The 17,217-nt window shown below is 73.2% G+C and carries 18 protein-coding genes; 12 read left to right on the top strand and 6 right to left on the bottom strand.

Annotation, left to right across the window (positions count from 1 at the left end; all coding sequences use genetic code 11):
- Positions 1-11 precede the first annotated feature (11 nt).
- A complete protein-coding gene (meaB, locus tag V1J52_RS04595) occupies positions 12-974 on the top strand; it encodes a methylmalonyl Co-A mutase-associated GTPase MeaB (protein WP_330138281.1) in 963 nt (320 codons plus the stop codon).
- Between the two features lie 11 nt (positions 975-985).
- Here meaB and V1J52_RS04590 read toward each other — a convergent pair whose 3' ends face one another.
- Positions 986-1,723, bottom strand: coding sequence for a PepSY domain-containing protein (locus V1J52_RS04590; protein ID WP_330138280.1), 738 nt, complete (start codon positions 1,721-1,723; stop codon positions 986-988).
- A gap of 134 nt (positions 1,724-1,857) precedes the next feature.
- Here V1J52_RS04590 and V1J52_RS04585 point away from each other — a divergent pair, with 134 nt between their 5' ends.
- Both V1J52_RS04585 and V1J52_RS04580 read left to right on the top strand, forming a co-directional pair.
- The gene (locus V1J52_RS04585) at positions 1,858-2,526 is read left to right on the top strand and encodes a response regulator transcription factor (RefSeq protein WP_330138279.1); all 669 of its coding nucleotides are present in this window, start codon (positions 1,858-1,860) and stop codon (positions 2,524-2,526) included.
- Positions 2,516-4,060 (top strand): sensor histidine kinase, encoded by a 1,545-nt coding sequence (locus tag V1J52_RS04580; RefSeq protein WP_330138278.1) that lies wholly within the window; start codon positions 2,516-2,518, stop codon positions 4,058-4,060. The genes V1J52_RS04585 and V1J52_RS04580 overlap by 11 nt, the downstream gene beginning before the upstream one ends.
- A gap of 85 nt (positions 4,061-4,145) precedes the next feature.
- Here the strand turns inward: V1J52_RS04580 and V1J52_RS04575 are convergent, their stop codons facing one another.
- Genes V1J52_RS04575 through V1J52_RS04560 form a run of 4 tightly spaced genes read right to left on the bottom strand, consistent with a single transcriptional unit; the run spans position 4,146 to position 6,637 of the window.
- Positions 4,146-4,622 carry a MarR family winged helix-turn-helix transcriptional regulator gene (locus V1J52_RS04575; RefSeq protein WP_330138277.1) on the bottom strand — a complete coding sequence of 159 codons (477 nt, stop codon included), beginning with the start codon at positions 4,620-4,622 and terminating at the stop codon, positions 4,146-4,148.
- 10 nt (positions 4,623-4,632) lie between these two features.
- Positions 4,633-5,352 carry an AIM24 family protein gene (locus V1J52_RS04570; protein WP_330138276.1) on the bottom strand — a complete coding sequence of 240 codons (720 nt, stop codon included), beginning with the start codon at positions 5,350-5,352 and terminating at the stop codon, positions 4,633-4,635.
- The gene (locus V1J52_RS04565) at positions 5,349-5,972 is read right to left on the bottom strand and encodes an AIM24 family protein (RefSeq protein ID WP_330138822.1); all 624 of its coding nucleotides are present in this window, start codon (positions 5,970-5,972) and stop codon (positions 5,349-5,351) included. Before V1J52_RS04565 ends, V1J52_RS04570 begins: the two co-directional genes overlap by 4 nt.
- Before the next feature lie 26 nt (positions 5,973-5,998).
- Complete coding sequence (locus V1J52_RS04560; RefSeq protein ID WP_330138275.1) at positions 5,999-6,637, bottom strand: AIM24 family protein; 639 nt, start codon at positions 6,635-6,637, stop codon at positions 5,999-6,001.
- Between the two features lie 139 nt (positions 6,638-6,776).
- Here V1J52_RS04560 and V1J52_RS04555 point away from each other — a divergent pair, with 139 nt between their 5' ends.
- The 7 genes from V1J52_RS04555 (at position 6,777) to icmA (ending at position 14,120) form a co-directional block, all read left to right on the top strand.
- Positions 6,777-7,121, top strand: coding sequence for a DUF3817 domain-containing protein (locus V1J52_RS04555; protein WP_330138274.1), 345 nt, complete (start codon positions 6,777-6,779; stop codon positions 7,119-7,121).
- Entirely contained in the window at positions 7,118-7,408 is a 291-nt protein-coding gene (locus V1J52_RS04550; protein ID WP_330138273.1) for an MTH1187 family thiamine-binding protein, read from the top strand. Before V1J52_RS04555 ends, V1J52_RS04550 begins: the two co-directional genes overlap by 4 nt.
- A gap of 141 nt (positions 7,409-7,549) precedes the next feature.
- Entirely contained in the window at positions 7,550-9,286 is a 1,737-nt protein-coding gene (locus V1J52_RS04545; protein ID WP_330138821.1) for a glycosyltransferase family 2 protein, read from the top strand.
- 7 nt (positions 9,287-9,293) lie between these two features.
- Positions 9,294-11,225 carry a radical copper oxidase GlxA gene (glxA, locus tag V1J52_RS04540; RefSeq protein ID WP_330138272.1) on the top strand — a complete coding sequence of 644 codons (1,932 nt, stop codon included), beginning with the start codon at positions 9,294-9,296 and terminating at the stop codon, positions 11,223-11,225.
- A gap of 116 nt (positions 11,226-11,341) precedes the next feature.
- Entirely contained in the window at positions 11,342-11,851 is a 510-nt protein-coding gene (locus tag V1J52_RS04535) for a MarR family winged helix-turn-helix transcriptional regulator (protein WP_330138271.1), read from the top strand.
- Positions 11,852-11,961: 110 nt separating this feature from the next.
- The gene (locus V1J52_RS04530) at positions 11,962-12,297 is read left to right on the top strand and encodes a DUF3817 domain-containing protein (RefSeq protein WP_330138270.1); all 336 of its coding nucleotides are present in this window, start codon (positions 11,962-11,964) and stop codon (positions 12,295-12,297) included.
- A 122-nt stretch (positions 12,298-12,419) separates the two neighbouring features.
- Positions 12,420-14,120 carry a coenzyme B12-dependent isobutyryl-CoA mutase large subunit gene (gene icmA / locus V1J52_RS04525; protein WP_330138269.1) on the top strand — a complete coding sequence of 567 codons (1,701 nt, stop codon included), beginning with the start codon at positions 12,420-12,422 and terminating at the stop codon, positions 14,118-14,120.
- Here icmA and V1J52_RS04520 read toward each other — a convergent pair.
- Entirely contained in the window at positions 14,096-14,737 is a 642-nt protein-coding gene (locus V1J52_RS04520) for a TetR/AcrR family transcriptional regulator (protein WP_330138268.1), read from the bottom strand. The genes icmA and V1J52_RS04520 overlap by 25 nt on opposite strands.
- A gap of 139 nt (positions 14,738-14,876) precedes the next feature.
- Between V1J52_RS04520 and V1J52_RS04515 the strand changes: the two genes are divergently transcribed.
- Together V1J52_RS04515 and V1J52_RS04510 are read left to right on the top strand one after the other, a co-directional pair.
- A complete protein-coding gene (locus tag V1J52_RS04515; protein WP_330138267.1) occupies positions 14,877-15,854 on the top strand; it encodes a tetratricopeptide repeat protein in 978 nt (325 codons plus the stop codon).
- 644 nt (positions 15,855-16,498) lie between these two features.
- Positions 16,499-17,122, top strand: coding sequence for a DUF6230 family protein (locus V1J52_RS04510; protein WP_330138266.1), 624 nt, complete (start codon positions 16,499-16,501; stop codon positions 17,120-17,122).
- Positions 17,123-17,217: the final 95 nt, after the last annotated feature.

Genomic DNA, 17,217 nt, shown 5'->3' with positions numbered 1-17,217 from the left:
GCACAGCGCACATGGCGGTGAACGTCCCCGAACTGGTGGAGCAGGCCCGCGCGGGCAGACCCCGGGCGGTGGCCCGGCTCATCTCGCTGGTGGAGGGGGCGTCACCGCACCTGCGCGAGGTCATGGCCGCGCTCGCGCCGCTGAGCGGCTCCGCGTACGTCGTCGGGCTGACCGGCTCGCCCGGTGTCGGCAAGTCCACGTCGACGTCCGCGCTGGTCAGCGCCTACCGGAAGGCGGGCAGGCGGGTCGGCGTGCTGGCGGTCGACCCGTCCTCGCCGTTCTCCGGCGGGGCGCTCCTGGGTGACCGGGTGCGGATGTCCGACCACGCCTCCGACCCGGGTGTCTACATCCGCTCCATGGCCACCCGCGGCCACCTGGGCGGGCTCTCCTGGGCCGCCCCGCAGGCGATCCGGGTGCTGGACGCGGCGGGCTGCGACGTGATCCTCGTCGAGACGGTCGGCGTCGGCCAGTCCGAGGTGGACATCGCCGGACAGGCCGACACCTCCGTGGTGCTGCTCGCGCCGGGCATGGGCGACGGCATCCAGGCCGCCAAGGCGGGCATCCTGGAGATCGGCGACGTGTACGTGGTCAACAAGGCGGACCGGGACGGCGCCGACGCCACCACCCGCGAGCTGAACCACATGCTCGGCCTGGGCGAGGCCCGCGCCCCCGGCGACTGGCGGCCGCCGATCGTCAAGACCGTCGCCAGCCGGGCCGAGGGTGTGGACGAGGTCGTTGAGGCGCTGGAGAAGCACCGCGCCTGGATGGACGAGCGCGGCGTCCTGACGGAGCGCCGCACCCGCAGGGCGGCCAGGGAGGTCGAGAACATCGCCGTGACCGCCCTGCGCGAGCGGATCGCCGACCTGCACGGCGACCGCCGCCTCGGGGCGCTGGCCGCGCGCATCGTAGCCGGTTCGCTGGACCCCTACGCGGCGGCGGACGAACTGGTCGCGGGGGTCACCGAGGGCGAGTGAGCCGGGTCGGCTCAGTCGTCCCCGTGGTCGTCGTCACCGTCGTCCCCGCGGTCATCACGGTCGTCGTCTCCGTCGTCGTCGCGGTCGTCGTCCCGGCTGTCGTCGTCCTTGCCGTCGTCGTCGCGGTCGTCCGCGTCGTCGTCGGCCGCGGGGGCGGTGTCCCCGGTGAGGGAGACGCGCACCTCCCGGTCGTCGTCGTCCTCACCGCCCCCCAGGCCGACCGTCCACCACGTGCCGTCCAGCTCGACGTCGTCGACCGTGCCCCGTCCCTGCTCCGCCCCGATGCGGGCGGCGTCGGCGAGGGTGACCTGCGTGCCCCGCAGCGCCTCGCGGACCCGCGCGGCGTCGTGCCGGTCGTCGTCGCGGTCGTCGCCGTCGTCGTCCCGGTCCACGCCCAGGACGCGCCCGTCCGCCCGGGCGACGTCCACCTCCCGCCAGGTGCCGTCCGCGCCCAGCACGGTGACCTCCCAGACCCGGCCGTCCTCCTCCGCGTCCAGTTCCGTCCCGGTGCCCTGCGCCGCCGCGAGTGCCCGCTGGACGGCCTGCTCGGCGGTGACGGACCCGCTCCCCGCCGGGGGCGGGGCGTTCCCCGTGCCGTCCGTCCGGTCGCCGGCCGGTGTGCCCGCCGCCGTCCGCAGCGCCCGGGACGTGTCCTCGCCGTCGCCGTCCGCCAGGGCGGTGCCCGCGACGATGCCGCCGCCGACGACGGCCGCCACCGCGAGGGCCGCGATCGTGTGGTTCCGCTGCATGAGGTCCCCTTCCACCGTGTCCGGCCGGTGCGCGGTCGCCCGGCCAACCGCTGCCCACGGTGCCGGAAGCAAGCTGAAGCCCCGCTGAACGAACCTGAAGACCGCTTCAGGAACGATCTGCCACGCTGGCCCCCATGCGCGTGCTGATCGTGGAGGACGAGCGCCGCCTCGCCCGCTCACTGGCCCGGGGACTGACCGCCGAGGGCTTCGCCGTCGACGTCGCCCACGACGGGCGCGAGGGCCTGTTCATGGCCACCGAGAACCCCTACGACCTGCTCGTCCTCGACATCATGCTCCCGGGCCTGAACGGGTACCGCATCTGCTCGGCGCTGCGGGCCGCGGGCGACGAGACGCCCATCTTGATGCTCACCGCCAAGGACGGCGAGTACGACGAGGCCGAAGGGCTGGACACCGGCGCGGACGACTACCTCACCAAGCCGTTCTCCTACGTCGTCCTGCTGGCCCGCATCCGGGCATTGCTGCGGCGGCGCGGCGGCGGCGCGGCACCGGTGCTCCGGCTGGGCGGGCTGTCCGTGGACCGGGCCGCGCGCCGGGTGGAGCGGGACGGGCGGGAGACCGAGCTGACCGCCAAGGAGTTCGCCGTGCTGGAGCAGCTCGCCGTGCGCGCGGGCGAGGTGGTCTCGAAGGCGGAGATCCTCGAACACGTCTGGGACTTCGCCTACGCGGGCGACCCGAACATCGTCGAGGTGTACGTGAGCGCGCTGCGCCGCAAGCTCGGCGCCGGGCTGATCACCACCGTGCGGGGCGCCGGGTACCGGCTGGCGGTGGACCGTGGCCGGTGACGCACCGCGCCGCCCGTTCGGCACGGTCCGCGCCAAGGCGACGGCCGGGGCGACGGCCGTCGTGGCGCTCGCGCTCGCGCTGGCCGCGGGCGCGGTGCTGTGGCTGCTGGAGGCCAACCTGATCCGTGAGGTCGAGCTGCGGGCCGAGGTGCAGGCGCGGGACATCGCGGGGCAGCTCGCCACCGGGGTCGCCTTCGCCGACATCGAGTCCGCCGAGGGGCCGGTGCAGATCGTCGACGGCGCGCGTCGGGTCAGGGGCGTGAGCGACGGCCTGGAGGCGCTCACGGGCACGTCCAGCCCGAGCGTCGAGCCGGTCGCCGTCCCGCCCGCGGCCGCTCCCACCGCCCCGGCGCCCGGCACGGGCGACGGCGGTGACGACGACGGCGGTGACGACGGCGACGACGGCGACGACGGTGAGGACGACGACGAGGACGACGGCGTGCGGCTGCCCGCCGGGCCCGGCGACGTCGACGGGGCGGAGCGGCTCGGCCCCGGCCAGGTGGACGGCGACGTGGAGTTCACCGACGGCACCGCCACCGTGGACGGCCGGCGCGGCGACTACCGCTACGCCGTCGCCGAGGTGGTGACCCCGCGCGGGGAACCGCTGACCGTCTACGCGGGCGCGCCGCTCGCGCTGGAGCAGGCGGCCGTCGGCACGGTGCGGACGGCGCTGCTGGTGGGCGTCCCGCTCATGCTCGTCGTCGTCGCCGCGACCACCTCGGGGGTCATCGCGCGGGCGCTGCGCCCCGTCGAGGGCATCCGCCGGAGCATGGCGGAGATCACCCGCTCCACCGACCTGTCCCGGCGCGTGCCCGAGCCCGCGGTGCGCGACGAGATCGGGCGGCTGGCCCGTACGACGAACGAGACGCTGGCCGCGCTGGAGGGGGCCGTGGAGCGGCAGCGGCGGTTCGTGGCCGACGCCTCGCACGAGCTGCGCAGCCCCATCGCGTCCCTGCGCACCCAGCTGGAGGTGGGGGAGGCGCACCCGGAGCTGCTGGACGTGGCGGAGGCCGTCCAGGACACCGTGCGGCTCCAGGACCTCGCCGCCGACCTGCTGCTCCTGGCCCGGCTCGACGCCGGGGAACGCCCCGTGCAGGGGCGCGTCGCGCTGCCCGCCCTGGTGCACGAGGAGCTGGCCCGGCGCACGGCGGACCGGGTGCCGGTGGCGTGCGGTCCGGCGGCCGGCGCGGAGGTGGCCGGGTCACGCGCCCAGGTGGCGCGGGTGCTGGGCAACCTCCTGGACAACGCGCAGCGGCACGCCGACGCGGTGGTGCGGGTGTCGGTGCGGCGCACCGGCCGCTGGGCGGTGCTCGAAGTCGCGGACGACGGCGCCGGGGTGCCGCCCGGGGAGCGGGAGCGGATCTTCGAACGGTTCGTGCGGCTGGACGACGCGCGCAGCCGGGACGACGGCGGCGCGGGCCTGGGGCTGGCCATCGCCCGGGAGGTGGCCGCCCGGCACGGCGGCAGCCTCACGGTGGGCGAGGCGCCCGAGGGCGGCGCCCTGTTCGCGCTGCGGCTCCCGGCCCTGACGTGACCGGCGGGCGTTCCCGCCCGCGCGCCGCCCCGGGCCCCGCGCGCCGTCCCCCGGCTCCGCTCGCCGTCCCGCTCGCCGTGCGGTCCTAGACCCGTCCGCGGTGCTCTCTGAGGTGGTCGGCGACCGGCTCCAGGTACTCCCGCAGGGCGGCGAGGCTGTCCGGCTTGAGCAGGTCGATGAAGTGCCGCCGGACGGACGCCACGTGGTGCGGGGCGACCTCGCGCATCGTGTGCCATCCGTGGTCGGTGAGCACCGCGAACAGGCCGCGCTTGTCGGTGTCGCAGTGCTCGCGGCGCACCAGCCCGGCGTTCTCCATCCGGGTGACCTGGTGGGACAGGCGGCTCTTGGACTGGAGCGTGGCCCCGGCCAGGTCGCTCATCCGCATGCGGCGGTCGCCCGACTCGGAGAGGTTGACCAGGATCTCGTAGTCGTTGAGGGTGAGCCCGAACGGCTGGAGGTCCCGCTCCAGCTGGTACATCAGCAGTCGGCTGACGTCCAGGTGGGTACGCCAGACCCGCTGTTCGTCCCGGCTGAGCCAGCGGGGGCCGTCTTCGGTGTCCATACCTGCGACTTTACCCAGTCCAGCCCGCTCCGCCGCCGGGTGCGCCCGGCACGCCGTGGGCGCCCGGCACCGCGCCCGTGGGCGCTTCGGGCATCAGCGTCTCCGAGGACTGGAGCAGGACCGTCCCCGCTCCGGTGAACTCGAACTGGTGCTCCTCGCCGGAGGCGCCGCCGAAGCCGGTCAGCGCCCGCACGCCGCCGAGGAAGCCCCGCAGGTAGCCGTGGTCGTAGTGGTGGCAGGGGGACGGGCAGTCGGCCCAGCCGACCAGCGCCTGCGGGTCCACCCGGACCGGCGGCTCCACGAAGTGCACCGCGCCGTTGGAGGCGGCGACAAACTTGCCCGTGCCGATCAGCGTCACGAAGCCCGGGATGATCGACTGCTTCAGCGACAGGTTCGGGTCGAAGGCCAGCAGGTTGCCGGAGCGGATGGTGAGGTTGCCGTCCTCCAGGTCGAAGGAGTTGACGTCGAACGCCCGGTCGGCCAGCAGCAGCCGGCCCCGGCCCTGCGCGACGACCCAGTCGGCGGCGTGCAGCGGGGAGTGGAAACTGCGGGCGACGAGATGGTCGAGCGGGCCGTGCCCGACGCCGTCGAAACGGATGTCGCCGAAGTAGGCGATCATCTTGCCCTTCTGGAGGAACCACTGCCCGTCCAGCTCGACGCAGAAGGCGTACGAGCCGACGTTGTCGTTGGCGGGCAGCGTGTGCGCGTCGTGGACGATCGGGCCGTTCACAGTTTCTCCTCGCTCGCCTGGACGTAGACGGTGCCCTGGCCGGACAGCTCCAGCTGGAACGCCTCGCCCGAACCGCGGCCGACCATGTCGCGCCAGCCCAGCGCCGTGGACAGCCGGTTGCGCAGGTCACCCAGGTGGGCGACGTAGGCCTGCGGGTCCACGTGCACCGGGCGCTGCGGCGTCACCGGCAGCTCCAGCACGCCGCCGTGCGCCAGCACCGCCACCGCGCCGTGGCCCTCCAGCGTCGTGGTGAACAGGCCCTGCCCGGTGGCCTGCCCGCGCACCAGGCCCATCACCCCGCCCTGCGCGCCGAGGAAGACGGTGCCCTGGCGCAGCGTGCCCTCGAAGGCCAGCAGCCGGTCGGCCTCCACGTGCAGCAGCGCGCCCGCGGCCTCGATGACGTGCACCTCGTGGCCGCCGTGCCCGAAGAAGACGGTGCCGTCGCCCTCGACCGTCATCAGCGGGGCCGCCTCCCCGCGCGCCCGCCGGCCCAGCGCGGACATCAGCCCGCCCTGCCCGCCGACCAGGTTCGGGGTGAAGGAGACCTCGCCGCGGTAGGCGAGCATCGCGCCGCGCTGGCTGTACAGGGGACGGCCCGGCGCGACGCGGGCCTCGACCATCTTGCTGCCGACCCGGCTGAAGCCCGTCACAGCTGCCCTCCCACGGTGAGGCGCTCGCTGGGCTGGACGTAGACGAGTCCCTCGCCCTCGAAGCGGATCTGGAACGCCTCGCCTGATCCCTCACCGGCGAAGGTGCGGAACGTCACGCCGCTCTGGAACTCCTGGCGCAGCCGCCCGGTGTGGGCCAGGTAGGCGCCCGGGTCCACGGTGAGCGGTGTCTGCGGGCTGACGCGCAGCACGATGGCCGGTCCCGTGGACGTCAGGGCCGCCTGCCCGGTGCCCTCGACGGTGGTGGTGAACAGCCCGTTGCCCTGCGAGGCGCCGCGCAGCCCGGTGAACGTCGTCCCCGTGCGCAGGGCGCCCTCGGTGCACAGCAGGTTGTTCGCCTCGACGTGCAGCGTGTCCTGGTGCAGCGTGACGAGGCTGATGTCGGTGGCGGCGTCCGCGAGGTAGCAGGTGCCGTGTCCCTTCACCTCCATGACCTCCATCTGCTCGCCCGTCAGCCGCCGGGTGACCATGCCGCGCAGGCCGTCACCGCCGCCGGTGAGCTTCTTGAAGGCCATGTCCCCCTCGTAGGCGATCATCGAACCGTTCTTCGCGCGTACGCCGTCGCCGCTGAGGTCGACGGCGAGCACCTTGCTGCCCTGGAGCCGGAACTGAACCACGCCCCGAACCTACCCCGGCGCCGGAGCGCCCCGGGAGGGTGCCACAATGGACTCTGCTTGTGCTTTTCTTCACAAGCGCGGGAGGCGGTTCGCGCACGCGCCGTCGGCCCCGCCAGTCCCTTCGACCCGAGGAACCGCCGTGGACCTGAAGACCGCGTCCGCCCTGCGCCGCCTGCGCCTGGTCTCCACCCCGGAGGCCGTCTCCTTCCTGCTGCTGCTCGTCGCCTCCGTGCTGAAGCGCACCACGGACTTCAACGCCGTCCCGGTGATGGGTGCCATCCACGGTGCGCTGTTCGTCATCTACGGGCTGTTCTGGGCCGACGCCTGGAACCGGACCCGGTGGCCGCTGGGCCGGGCCGCCCTCTACTTCGTCCTGGCCGTGCTGCCCTTCGGCGGCTTCTACGCCGACAAGCTGCTGCGCCGGGAGTCCGAGGCGAGCGTCATCGCCACCCGGGCCCAGCGCGAGGGCGTGGTCGGCGGATGATCGTCGCCTTCTCGGTGACCCCGCTCGGCGTCGGCGAGGACGTGGGGGAGTACGTCGCCGACGCCGTCCGGGTCGTGCGCGCCTCCGGCCTCCCGCACCGCACCGACGCCATGTTCACCTCCGTCGAGGGCGAGTGGGAGGAGTGCATGGACGTCGTCCGGCGGGCGGTCGCCGCCGTCGAGGCCAGGGCTCCGCGCGTCTCGCTCGTGCTCAAGGCGGACATCCGTCCGGGCGTCACCGATGGACTAGCCCGGAAGGTGGAAACCCTGGAGCGGCACCTGCGCTGACGGGGCGCCCAAAGCCGCAGCCCGTCGGCCCGGGGCCCCGCCCACCGGCGGACACCACCCTCCGCACTCCGTTCGACACGGAACCGCGTGTCCCTTCTGCTGGGACATGTCGGTTTCGTCGGAACGAGCTGTGGAGGGATCGTGCGGCCGGAGGGCTACGACTACGAGACCTACAGCCGTCTTGCCGGACCGCTGACCGAGCCGGGCCGGCTGCCCTACCGGGTGCGCTACCGCAGGCTGCTGTCCACCGAGCCGCACCGGATCAGGGCGGTGCTGCTGATGACCGCGGCGCCGGCGCTGTCCGCCGTCCTGCTGCTGTGGCTGGTCTGGCCGACGCACTGGACCGAGCGGACCGGTGCCCCGGTCTGGCTGGTGGCCGCGGACTGGGTGATGCTCGGCTGCATCGGCCTGATCGAACTCTTCCGCCTGGTCAACGTCTTCTCCATCGCGCACGCCACGATGGTCGCCCGCGATCCGGTGCCGGTGGTGCCCGAGCCCGGCACCCGGGTCGCGTTCCTCACCACGTACGTGCCCGGCAAGGAGCCCCTCGACATGCTCCGCGCCACGCTGGAGGCCGCGGTGGCCCTGCGGCACGACGGCCCCCTGGACGTGTGGCTGCTGGACGAGGGGGACGACGAGCTGGCCAAGGCGCTCTGCCGCGAGCTGGGCGTCCACCACTTCACCCGCAAGGGCGTCGCGGAGTGGAACCGCGCGGAAGGGGTCCACCGGGCCCGCACCAAGCACGGCAACTACAACGCCTGGCTGGCGGCGTACGGCGCCGGCTACGACGTCTTCGCCTCCGTGGACACCGACCACGTGCCGCTGCCGAACTACCTGGAGCGGATGCTCGGCTACTTCCGCGACCCCGACGTGGCGTTCGTCGTCGGGCCGCAGGTGTACGGCAACTACGACAAGGCCGTCACCAAGGCCGCCGAGAGCCAGCAGTTCCTCTTCCACGCGCTCATCCAGCGCGCCGGGAACGCCTACGGCGGCGCCATGTTCGTCGGCACCAACAACGCCGTGCGCGTCTCGGCCGTCCTCCAGATCGGCGGGCTGCGGGACTCCATCACCGAGGACATGGCCACCGGCTTCGAGCTGCACCGCACCCGCAACCCGCTCACCGGGCGCACCTGGCGCTCCGTCTACACCCCCGACGTCCTGGCCGTCGGCGAGGGCCCCGAGTGCTGGACGGACTTCTTCACCCAGCAGATGCGGTGGTCGCGGGGCACCTACGAGACGGTCATCGGGCAGCTGTGGCGCGCCCCGCACCGCTTCCCGCCGGGCAAGCTCCTCAACTACGCGCTCATGCTGGCGTACTACCCGATGAGCGCGGTCACCTGGCTGCTGGGCGCGCTCAGCTGCACCCTCTTCCTGTGGCTCGGCGCCTCGGGCACCCAGGTCCCGGCGGCGGTGTGGATGATGCTCTACAGCGACGTCGCGGCCCTCCAGATCGGGCTGTACGTGTGGAACCGCCGCCACAACGTCTCGCCGCACGAGCCCGAGGGGTCCGGCGGCCTCGCGGGCATGGCGATGTCCGCCATCTGCGCCCCCGTCTACGCACGGTCCGCCGTCGCCGCCGTCCTGCGCCGCGAGTGCCGCTTCGTGGTGACGCCCAAGGGCGACACGGCGAGCCCCGACCGGCTCGCCACCTTCCGCATCCACCTGTTCTGGATCGGCGTGCTCGGCACCGGGCTCGCCGCCTCCTTCGTCCTCGGCCACACCCACGTCGCCATGCGCACCTGGACGGTGCTGGCGCTCGTCATCGCGCTCGCCCCGGTGGCGATGTGGAGCCTCACCGAGTACCGCACGAAACGCATTCGCCGTGAACCGCGCGACGAGCGGGAACCCGCGCTCGTCGCCACGTCCAGCGGGAGCTGACTGACCCATGCCCTACCGCCCCAGCGCCCAGTTCAAGAAGACCCTCATAGGCACAGGCGTCACCCTCGTGCTCGCCGGGCTCAACGCCCCGGCGACCTTCGGCTTCGCCAAGGAACGCCTCCACGACTACCGGACGTCCCGCCCCGAGTACCAGGCGCGGTACGGCTCGTGGGAGGTGATGGACGTCCCCTCCCAGTACCAGACGAACGCCATCCACGCGGCGCTGCTGCGCACCGGCAAGGTGCTGCTCATCGCGGGCTCGGGCAACAAGCAGGACCAGTTCGACGCGGGCACCTTCGTCTCCGTCCTGTGGGACCCGGCGACGAACACCTTCAAGCGCGTCGACACCCCCGACGACCTGTTCTGCGCCGGGCACTCCCAGCTCGCCGACGGCAGGCTGCTCGTCGCGGGCGGCACCGCGCGCTACGAGCAGCTCGACGGCGAGGTCGAACGCGCCGGCGGGGCGATGCGGGTGAAGAACGAGAACCCGGACGAGCCCCGCACCTTCCCCGAGGGCACCCGGTTCCGCGCGCCCGACGGCACCGAGTACGCCTCCGCCTTCCCCGTCCTGGTGCCCCGCGCCGACAAGACCGTGGACGAGGACGGCGAGGTGACCATCACCGCCGGTGAGGCACGGGTCTTCGTGGAGGCCGTCGAGGAGGGGCCGCAGGCCGTCACCGAGGAGCCCGCCCAGTACGAGATCGTCGGCCTGAAGGGCAAGGAGGCGGACAACCTCTACGGGCTGGCCGAGAAGATCAACCTCGACAAGCAGGACTTCCAGGGCATCAAGGAGTCCTTCGAGTTCGACCCCGTCGCCGAGAAGTACGTCCCGGTCGACCCCATGGACAAGGCCCGCTGGTACCCGACGCTGGTCACGATGCCGGACGGGAAGGTGCTCTCCGTCTCCGGGCTCGACGAGATCGGAGAGATCCTCCCCGGCGACAACGAGCTGTACGACCCGCGGACGAAGAAGTGGTCCACCGCCGCCAAGCGGTACTTCCCCACCTACCCGGCCCTCTTCCTCGTCGAGGGCGGCAAGCTGTTCTACTCCGGCTCCAACGCCGGGTACGGCCCCGCCGACGAGGGCCGCGTGCCGGGCATCTGGGACGTGGGCGCCAACACCTTCAAGGAGGTCGGCGGCATCAAGGACCCGGACCAGCTGGAGACCTCCAGCTCCCTGCTGCTGCCCCCCGCCCAGGACCAGAAGGTCATGGTGCTCGGCGGCGGCGGGGTGGGGGAGTCGGCGAAGTCGACCGACCGCACCGCCATCGTGGACCTCACCGAGGAGAGCCCCGCCTACCGGGCGGGCCCCGAGCTGCCCGAGCCGACCCGCTACCTCAACAGCGTGATCCTGCCGGACGACACCGTCTTCACCACCGGCGGCTCCCGTGACTACCGGGGCCGCGGCAACAGCGACATCCTCGCCGCACAGATCTTCGACCCGGCCACCGAGGAGTTCCGCGAGGCCGCGGCGCCGGAGGTGGGCCGCAACTACCACGCGGAGGCGCTGCTCCTGCCGGACGGCCGGGTGGCCACCTTCGGCTCCGACCCGCTGTTCGCCGACAAGGACAACACGCAGCTCGGCGTCTTCGAGAAGCGTGTCGAGGTGTACACCCCGCCCTACCTGCACGGCGGCCGCGCCGAGCGGCGCCCGGTGGTCGGTGAGGGGCCGACGGAGCTTGAGCGGGGCGCCGAGGCGGTCTACCGCACGCCGGACGCGGGCCGCGTCACCAAGGCCCGCCTCATGCGGCCCAGCGCGGTCACGCACGTCACCGACGTGGAGCAGCGCTCGGTGGCGCTCGGCCTGCGCAAGGAGGAGGGACGGGTGACCCTGACCGTCCCGGACGACCGGTCGCTGATCCCGCCCGGCTGGTACATGCTCTTCCTCACCGACGAGGAGGGCACCCCCTCCGAGGCGAAGTGGGTCCACCTGCCGTGAACCGCGGGTCCGCCGTCCCCGGCCCGGCACGGGCCGGGGACGGCGGACGTCCCGGGGCCGGACCGGGTGGTGAGACGGGGCTGACCGCCATATGACCGCCCGGTAGGGTCGGCCGCGTGCCCAAGCCGCTCAGCCTCTCCTTCGACCCCATCGCCCGCGCCGACGAACTGTGGCAGCGCCGCTGGGGCCCCGCGCCCTCCATGGCCGCCATCACCTCGATCATGCGGGCGCACCAGATCCTGCTGGCCGAGGTGGACGCGGTGGTCAAGCCGTACGGGCTGACCTTCGCCCGGTACGAGGCGCTGGTGCTGCTCACGTTCTCCCAGCACGGCGAGCTGCCGATGTCCAAGATCGGCGAACGGCTCATGGTCCACCCCACGTCGGTGACCAACACCATCGACCGGCTGGAGCGCGCCGGTCTCGTCGCCCGGCGCCCCAACCCCAACGACGGGCGGGGCACGCTCGCGTCCATCACCGCCAAGGGCCGTGAGGTCTGCGACGCGGCGACGCGGGACCTGATGCGCGTGGACTTCGGCCTCGGCGCCTACGACGCCGAGGAGTGCGCGGAGATCTTCGCCCTCCTGCGCCCGCTGCGACTGGCCGCACACGACTTCGACGAGGGCTGACGCCCGGCGGGTGGGCCGCGGCGGTTACGCTCGACGGCGACGCCGCAGTCCGCCGCGGGGCAGCCCCCGTACCCCGTCCGGGCGGGCTGCCCTATGCGAGGAATGGCTCAGTGAAGCAGAAGGTGCTGACCCGCTACCGGGTGATGGCCTACGTCACGGCCGTGTGGCTGCTGGTGTTCACCGGTTTCATCGTCGCGAAGTACGCCTTCGACACCGGCGACACGATGCTGGTGTCCCAGATCCACGGCGTGCTCTTCATCGTCTACGTGGTCTTCGCCTTCGACCTCGGCTCGAAGGCGCGCTGGCCGTTCGGCAAGCTCCTGTGGGTGCTGCTCGCCGGCTGCATCCCCTTCGCCGCGTTCTTCGTGGAGCGGCAGGTGGCGCGCGAGGTGGAGCCCCTGGTGGAGCCGGAGGAGGACGAGGTGCGCACGCCGGCGGGCGCCTGACCGCCGCGCGGGCGCCGGGCTTGGCGGTCGGCCCCGGCAGCCGGGCCCGGTCACCGGACGGGCGGCAGACCCGTCCGGGTCACTGCTGGTAAATAGTTGGACGTCCTAGTAAATTCGTCCGTATGGACGCTGACGCCATCGCAGAGGGCCGCCTTCGGTGGCAGGCCCGGTTCGACGCCGCACGGAAGCGGGACGCCGACTTCACCACGCTCAGCGGGGACGAGGTGGAGCCCGTCTACGGCCCGCGCCCCGGTGACTCCTACGAGGGGTTCGAGCGCATCGGCTGGCCCGGCGAGTTCCCCTACACCCGGGGTCTGCACGCCACCGGCTACCGGGGGCGGACCTGGACGATCCGCCAGTTCGCCGGTTTCGGCAACGCGGAGCAGACCAACGAGCGCTACAAGATGATCCTGGAGGCGGGCGGCGGCGGGCTGTCCGTCGCCTTCGACATGCCGACGCTCATGGGCCGGGACTCCGACGACCCGCGCTCGCTCGGCGAGGTCGGCCACTGCGGCGTGGCCATCGACTCCGCCGCCGACATGGAGGTCCTGTTCGACGGCATCCCGCTGGGGGACGTCACCACGTCGATGACGATCAGCGGCCCGGCCGTGCCCGTCTTCTGCATGTACCTGGTGGCCGCCGAGCGGCAGGGCGTGGACCCGGCCGTGCTCAACGGCACCCTCCAGACGGACATCTTCAAGGAGTACATCGCCCAGAAGGAGTGGCTGTTCCAGCCCGAGCCGCACCTGCGGCTCATCGGCGACCTGATGGAGCACTGCGCGCGGGGCATCCCCGCGTACAAGCCGCTGTCCGTCTCCGGCTACCACATCCGCGAGGCCGGTTCCACGGCCGCGCAGGAGCTGGCGTACACCCTGGCGGACGGCTTCGGGTACGTGGAGCTGGGGCTCAGCCGGGGGCTGGAGGTGGACACGTTCGCGCCGGGCCTGTCCTTCTTCTTCGACGCCCACCTCGACTTCTTCGAGGAGATCGCCAAGTTCCGCGCCGCCCGCCGCATCTGGGCACGCTGGATGCGCGACGTCTACGGGGCGACCAGCGAGAAGGCCCAGTGGCTGCGCTTTCACACCCAGACGGCCGGGGTCTCGCTCACCGCCCAGCAGCCGTACAACAACGTCGTCCGCACGGCGCTGGAGGCGCTGTCCGCGGTGCTCGGCGGCACCAACTCGCTGCACACCAACGCGCTGGACGAGACCCTGGCGCTGCCCTCGGAGCAGGCCGCCGAGATCGCGCTGCGCACCCAGCAGGTGATCATGGAGGAGACGGGCGTCACCAACGTCGCCGACCCGCTGGGCGGCTCCTGGTACGTCGAGCAGCTCACCGACCGGATCGAGGCGGACGCCGAGAAGATCTTCGAGCAGATCAAGGAGCGCGGCCTGCGCGCCCACCCCGACGGGCGGCACCCGATCGGGCCGGTGACCTCCGGCATCCTGCGCGGCATCGAGGACGGCTGGTTCACCGGCGAGATCGCCGAGGCCGCCTTCCAGTACCAGCGGGCGCTGGAGAAGGGCGACAAGAAGGTCGTCGGCGTGAACCGCCACACCGGTTCGGTCACCGGGGACCTGGAGATCCTGCGGGTCAGCCATGAGGTGGAGCGCGAGCAGGTGCGGGCGCTGGGGGAGCGCAAGGCCCGCCGGGACGAGGCGGCCGTGCGCGCCGGTCTGGACGCCATGCTCGCCGCGGCCCGGGACGGCTCCAACATGATCGCCCCGATGCTTGAGGCGGTCCGGGCCGAGGCCACGCTCGGCGAGATCTGCGGCGTGCTGCGCGAGGAGTGGGGCGTCTACACCGAGCCCGCCGGTTTCTGACCGCCGGGCGGCGGCCCGGCGGCGGCTCCGCCCGCCGCCAGGCCGCCGAGCAGCAGCGCGGTGAAGCGCCGCGCCCAGGGCGCGTCCACCGGTTCGGCGCTCACCAGGCTGCGGTGCACCACCGCGCCGGCGATCACGTCGAAGATGAGGTCCACGGTGCGGGCGGTCTCCGCCGCGTCGGCGCCGTCCGGCGGCAGCTCGCCCCGCGCCTGGGCGCGGGCGCGGCCCTGGAGCACCAGGCGCTTCTGGCGCTCCACGACGGCGCTGCGGATGCGCGTGCGCAGGGCCGGGTCGTGGGTGGACTCGGCGATCACCGCCATGAGGGACGTCTTGGTCTCGGGGTGCTCCAGCAGCGCGGCGAAGGAGAGGACGACGCCCTCCACGTCCGCCGCGAGGCTGCCCCGGTCGGGCAGTTCCAGCTCGTCGAAGAGGACGGCCACGGCGTCCACGACCAGTTCGCTCTTGCCCGGCCAGCGGCGGTAGAGCGTCGTCTTGGCGACGCCCGCCCGCGCGGCCACCTCCGCCATGGTCAGCCGGGACCAGCCCAGCTCCACCAGGGCGGCGCGCGTGGCGAGGAGGATCGCCTCGTGGGCCGCGCTGCTCCGGGGTCTGGCCATGGGGTGACCCTATCGCCGCCATCGGTTACGCTACGACCCGTAGCGGAATCCGCCGGTCTGCGGCGGCGCCCCGCGACAACCACACGAGCCGGGTGGGGACCCGGCACACACCACCGCGCGGAGGGGGGAGACTGGTCTCATGCAGCCACGCAACATGTCCATGAGCGGTGTGGTCGACCTCGCCGCGGTGAAGGCGGCCGGTGAGGCCAGGCAGAAGGCGGAGGAGGCCCGCGTCCGGCGGGCGGCCTCCGGGGATCAGGACGGCGGTGCCCCCGCGGGGGGCGCCCAGGTCGTCATCGACGTCGACGAGGCGAACTTCGAGAGCGAGGTGCTCCAGCGCTCCGCCGAGGTCCCGGTGGTCATCGACTTCTGGGCCGAGTGGTGCGAGCCGTGCAAGCAGCTCGGGCCGGTGCTGGAGAAGCTGGCACGGGAGTACTCCGGGCGGTTCCTGCTCGCCAAGATCGACGTCGACAGCAACCAGGCGCTGTTCCAGCAGTTCGGCGTCCAGGGCATCCCGGCGGTGTTCGCCGTGATCGCCGGGCAGGCGCTGCCGCTGTTCCAGGGCGCGGCGCCCGAGCAGCAGGTCCGGCAGGTGCTGGACCAGCTCATCGACGCCGCCCGGCAGCAGTTCGGCATCGAGGGCGCCCCGGTCGACGTCGCCCCGGGGGACGAGGAGGTGCCGCGGTCCGTGCCCGAGCCCCCGGCCGACCCGGCCCTGGCCGCCGCACACGCGGCGCTGGACGCCGGTGACCTGGGCGGCGCGGTGCAGGCGTACCGCAACGTGCTCTCCGGCGACCCGGGCAACGTGGAGGCCAGGCTCGGCCTCGCGCAGGCCGAGCTGCTGGACCGGGTGCAGGGCCTGGACGCGGCGCAGGTCCGCAAGGACGCGGCCGACCGGCCCGCCGACGTCCCGGCGCAGCTGCGCGCCGCGGACCTGGACCTGGTCGGCGGGCACGTCGAGGACGCCTTCGGGCGGCTGGTGGAGACGGTGCGCCGCACGGCGGGTGAGGACCGGGAAGCCGCCCGGCTGCGCCTGCTGGAGCTGTTCGAGGTCATCGGCGCGGAGGACCCGCGCGTCGTCGCGGCGCGGGGCGCGCTCGCCCGCGTGCTGTTCTGACGGCTCCCGGCGGCGTCCCGTCGCCACCGTCCCTTCCTTCCTGACGCCCCGCGCACCGGCCCGTATGACGGGCCGGTGCGCCGCGTGGGCGCCCCCCTGTTGACGCGCTGACGAACAGCGGCCGCACTTTGCCAGAATTTGACGAAGGCCGCAGCTGTAACTGGAGGTAAGTCGCGCGTTGCCCTTCGTCGGCCGCGCGCCACCCATATGACCTTTTGTCCCCCCATAGCCCCGCGTGCTCCCGGTGATCGCCGGGGCCTTCCCGCGCGGTGCCCGCGACCTCCCCGTTACCCGTAAGTAACGAGCCCCTTGTGCCGCGCCCCGCCGATGGACGACGATCGGCCACGCTCGGTCCTCTCCCGCAGCCCGGCAGCCAACCGGCGCCCAGCGCGAGCGGAATCCCCACCGGGCCGCCGGGATCTCCCACGCCCGGCGAGACGGACAGGGGGGTCTCCGCCGGACGGCGGGGCCTGTCCGGCAGGCCGCGCGCGAGCGCGGCCCGTGGTTGTCGCTCGGGGGTGAACGCCGCCGGTGGACGCGGAGCCCGCGTCAGCGTGACGGCGCTTCTTCCCGAGGACGTAGCACTTCTCCATTCCCGCCCGGCCGACGGCCCGGCGGGGGTGTACGTCCGAGAAGGAGGACATATGGAGTCCCACGTTCGTGGCGGGACGAGATGGAAGCGGTTCGCCGTGGTCATGGTGCCGAGCCTGGCCGCGACGGCCGCGATCGGTGTCGGGCTGGCCCAGGGCGCGCTGGCCGCGTCGTTCAGCGTCTCGGGCCAGTCGTTCAAGGTGAAGGCCGAGCGGCTGGAGGGCAAGGGGTTCGTGCAGTACGGCGCCCTGGCCCAAGGGCACGACCTCAAGGGTGAGAAGGCATCCCACCCGGTCGCGGTGTCCGGGTTCGAGACGGCGGACATCACCAACATGTGCCAGTCCGTCGTCACGCCGGGCGTGCCGGTGTTCGGGTCCGTCAGCCTCGTGCTGCGGGCCGGCGGCAGCGGAACGCCCGTCCACGCGAAGAACCTGTACATCGACGTGGCCCAGCTGGACGCCGACGCGACGTTCAAGGGCATGGACATCGGCGTCGCCGCCCAGGACGCCGGCATCAAGCCCGGTGAGCGCAACGCCAACCCGTACGGCTTCTCGCAGCGGGCCGACGAGGCCACGCTGACGAACGTCGAACAGACGGCCTGGGCCACCACCGCCGGCACCTTCGAGCTGAGCGGTCTCAGCATGCGCCTGCACAAGGGCGTCAAGGAGTGCTTCTAGCACCACCCGGGCGGGCGGGGACGCCCAGGGCAGCCCCGCCCGCCCTCGCAGGTTTCCCGATCTGATCTCCACGGCAATGCCGGTTCCAGGGAGCT

The organism is Streptomyces solitudinis (assembly GCF_036323765.1).
GTDB lineage: Bacteria > Actinomycetota > Actinomycetes > Streptomycetales > Streptomycetaceae > Streptomyces.
Note: the sequence above shows the minus strand (reverse complement) of the source record. Positions and strands in the feature narration are given on the sequence as shown.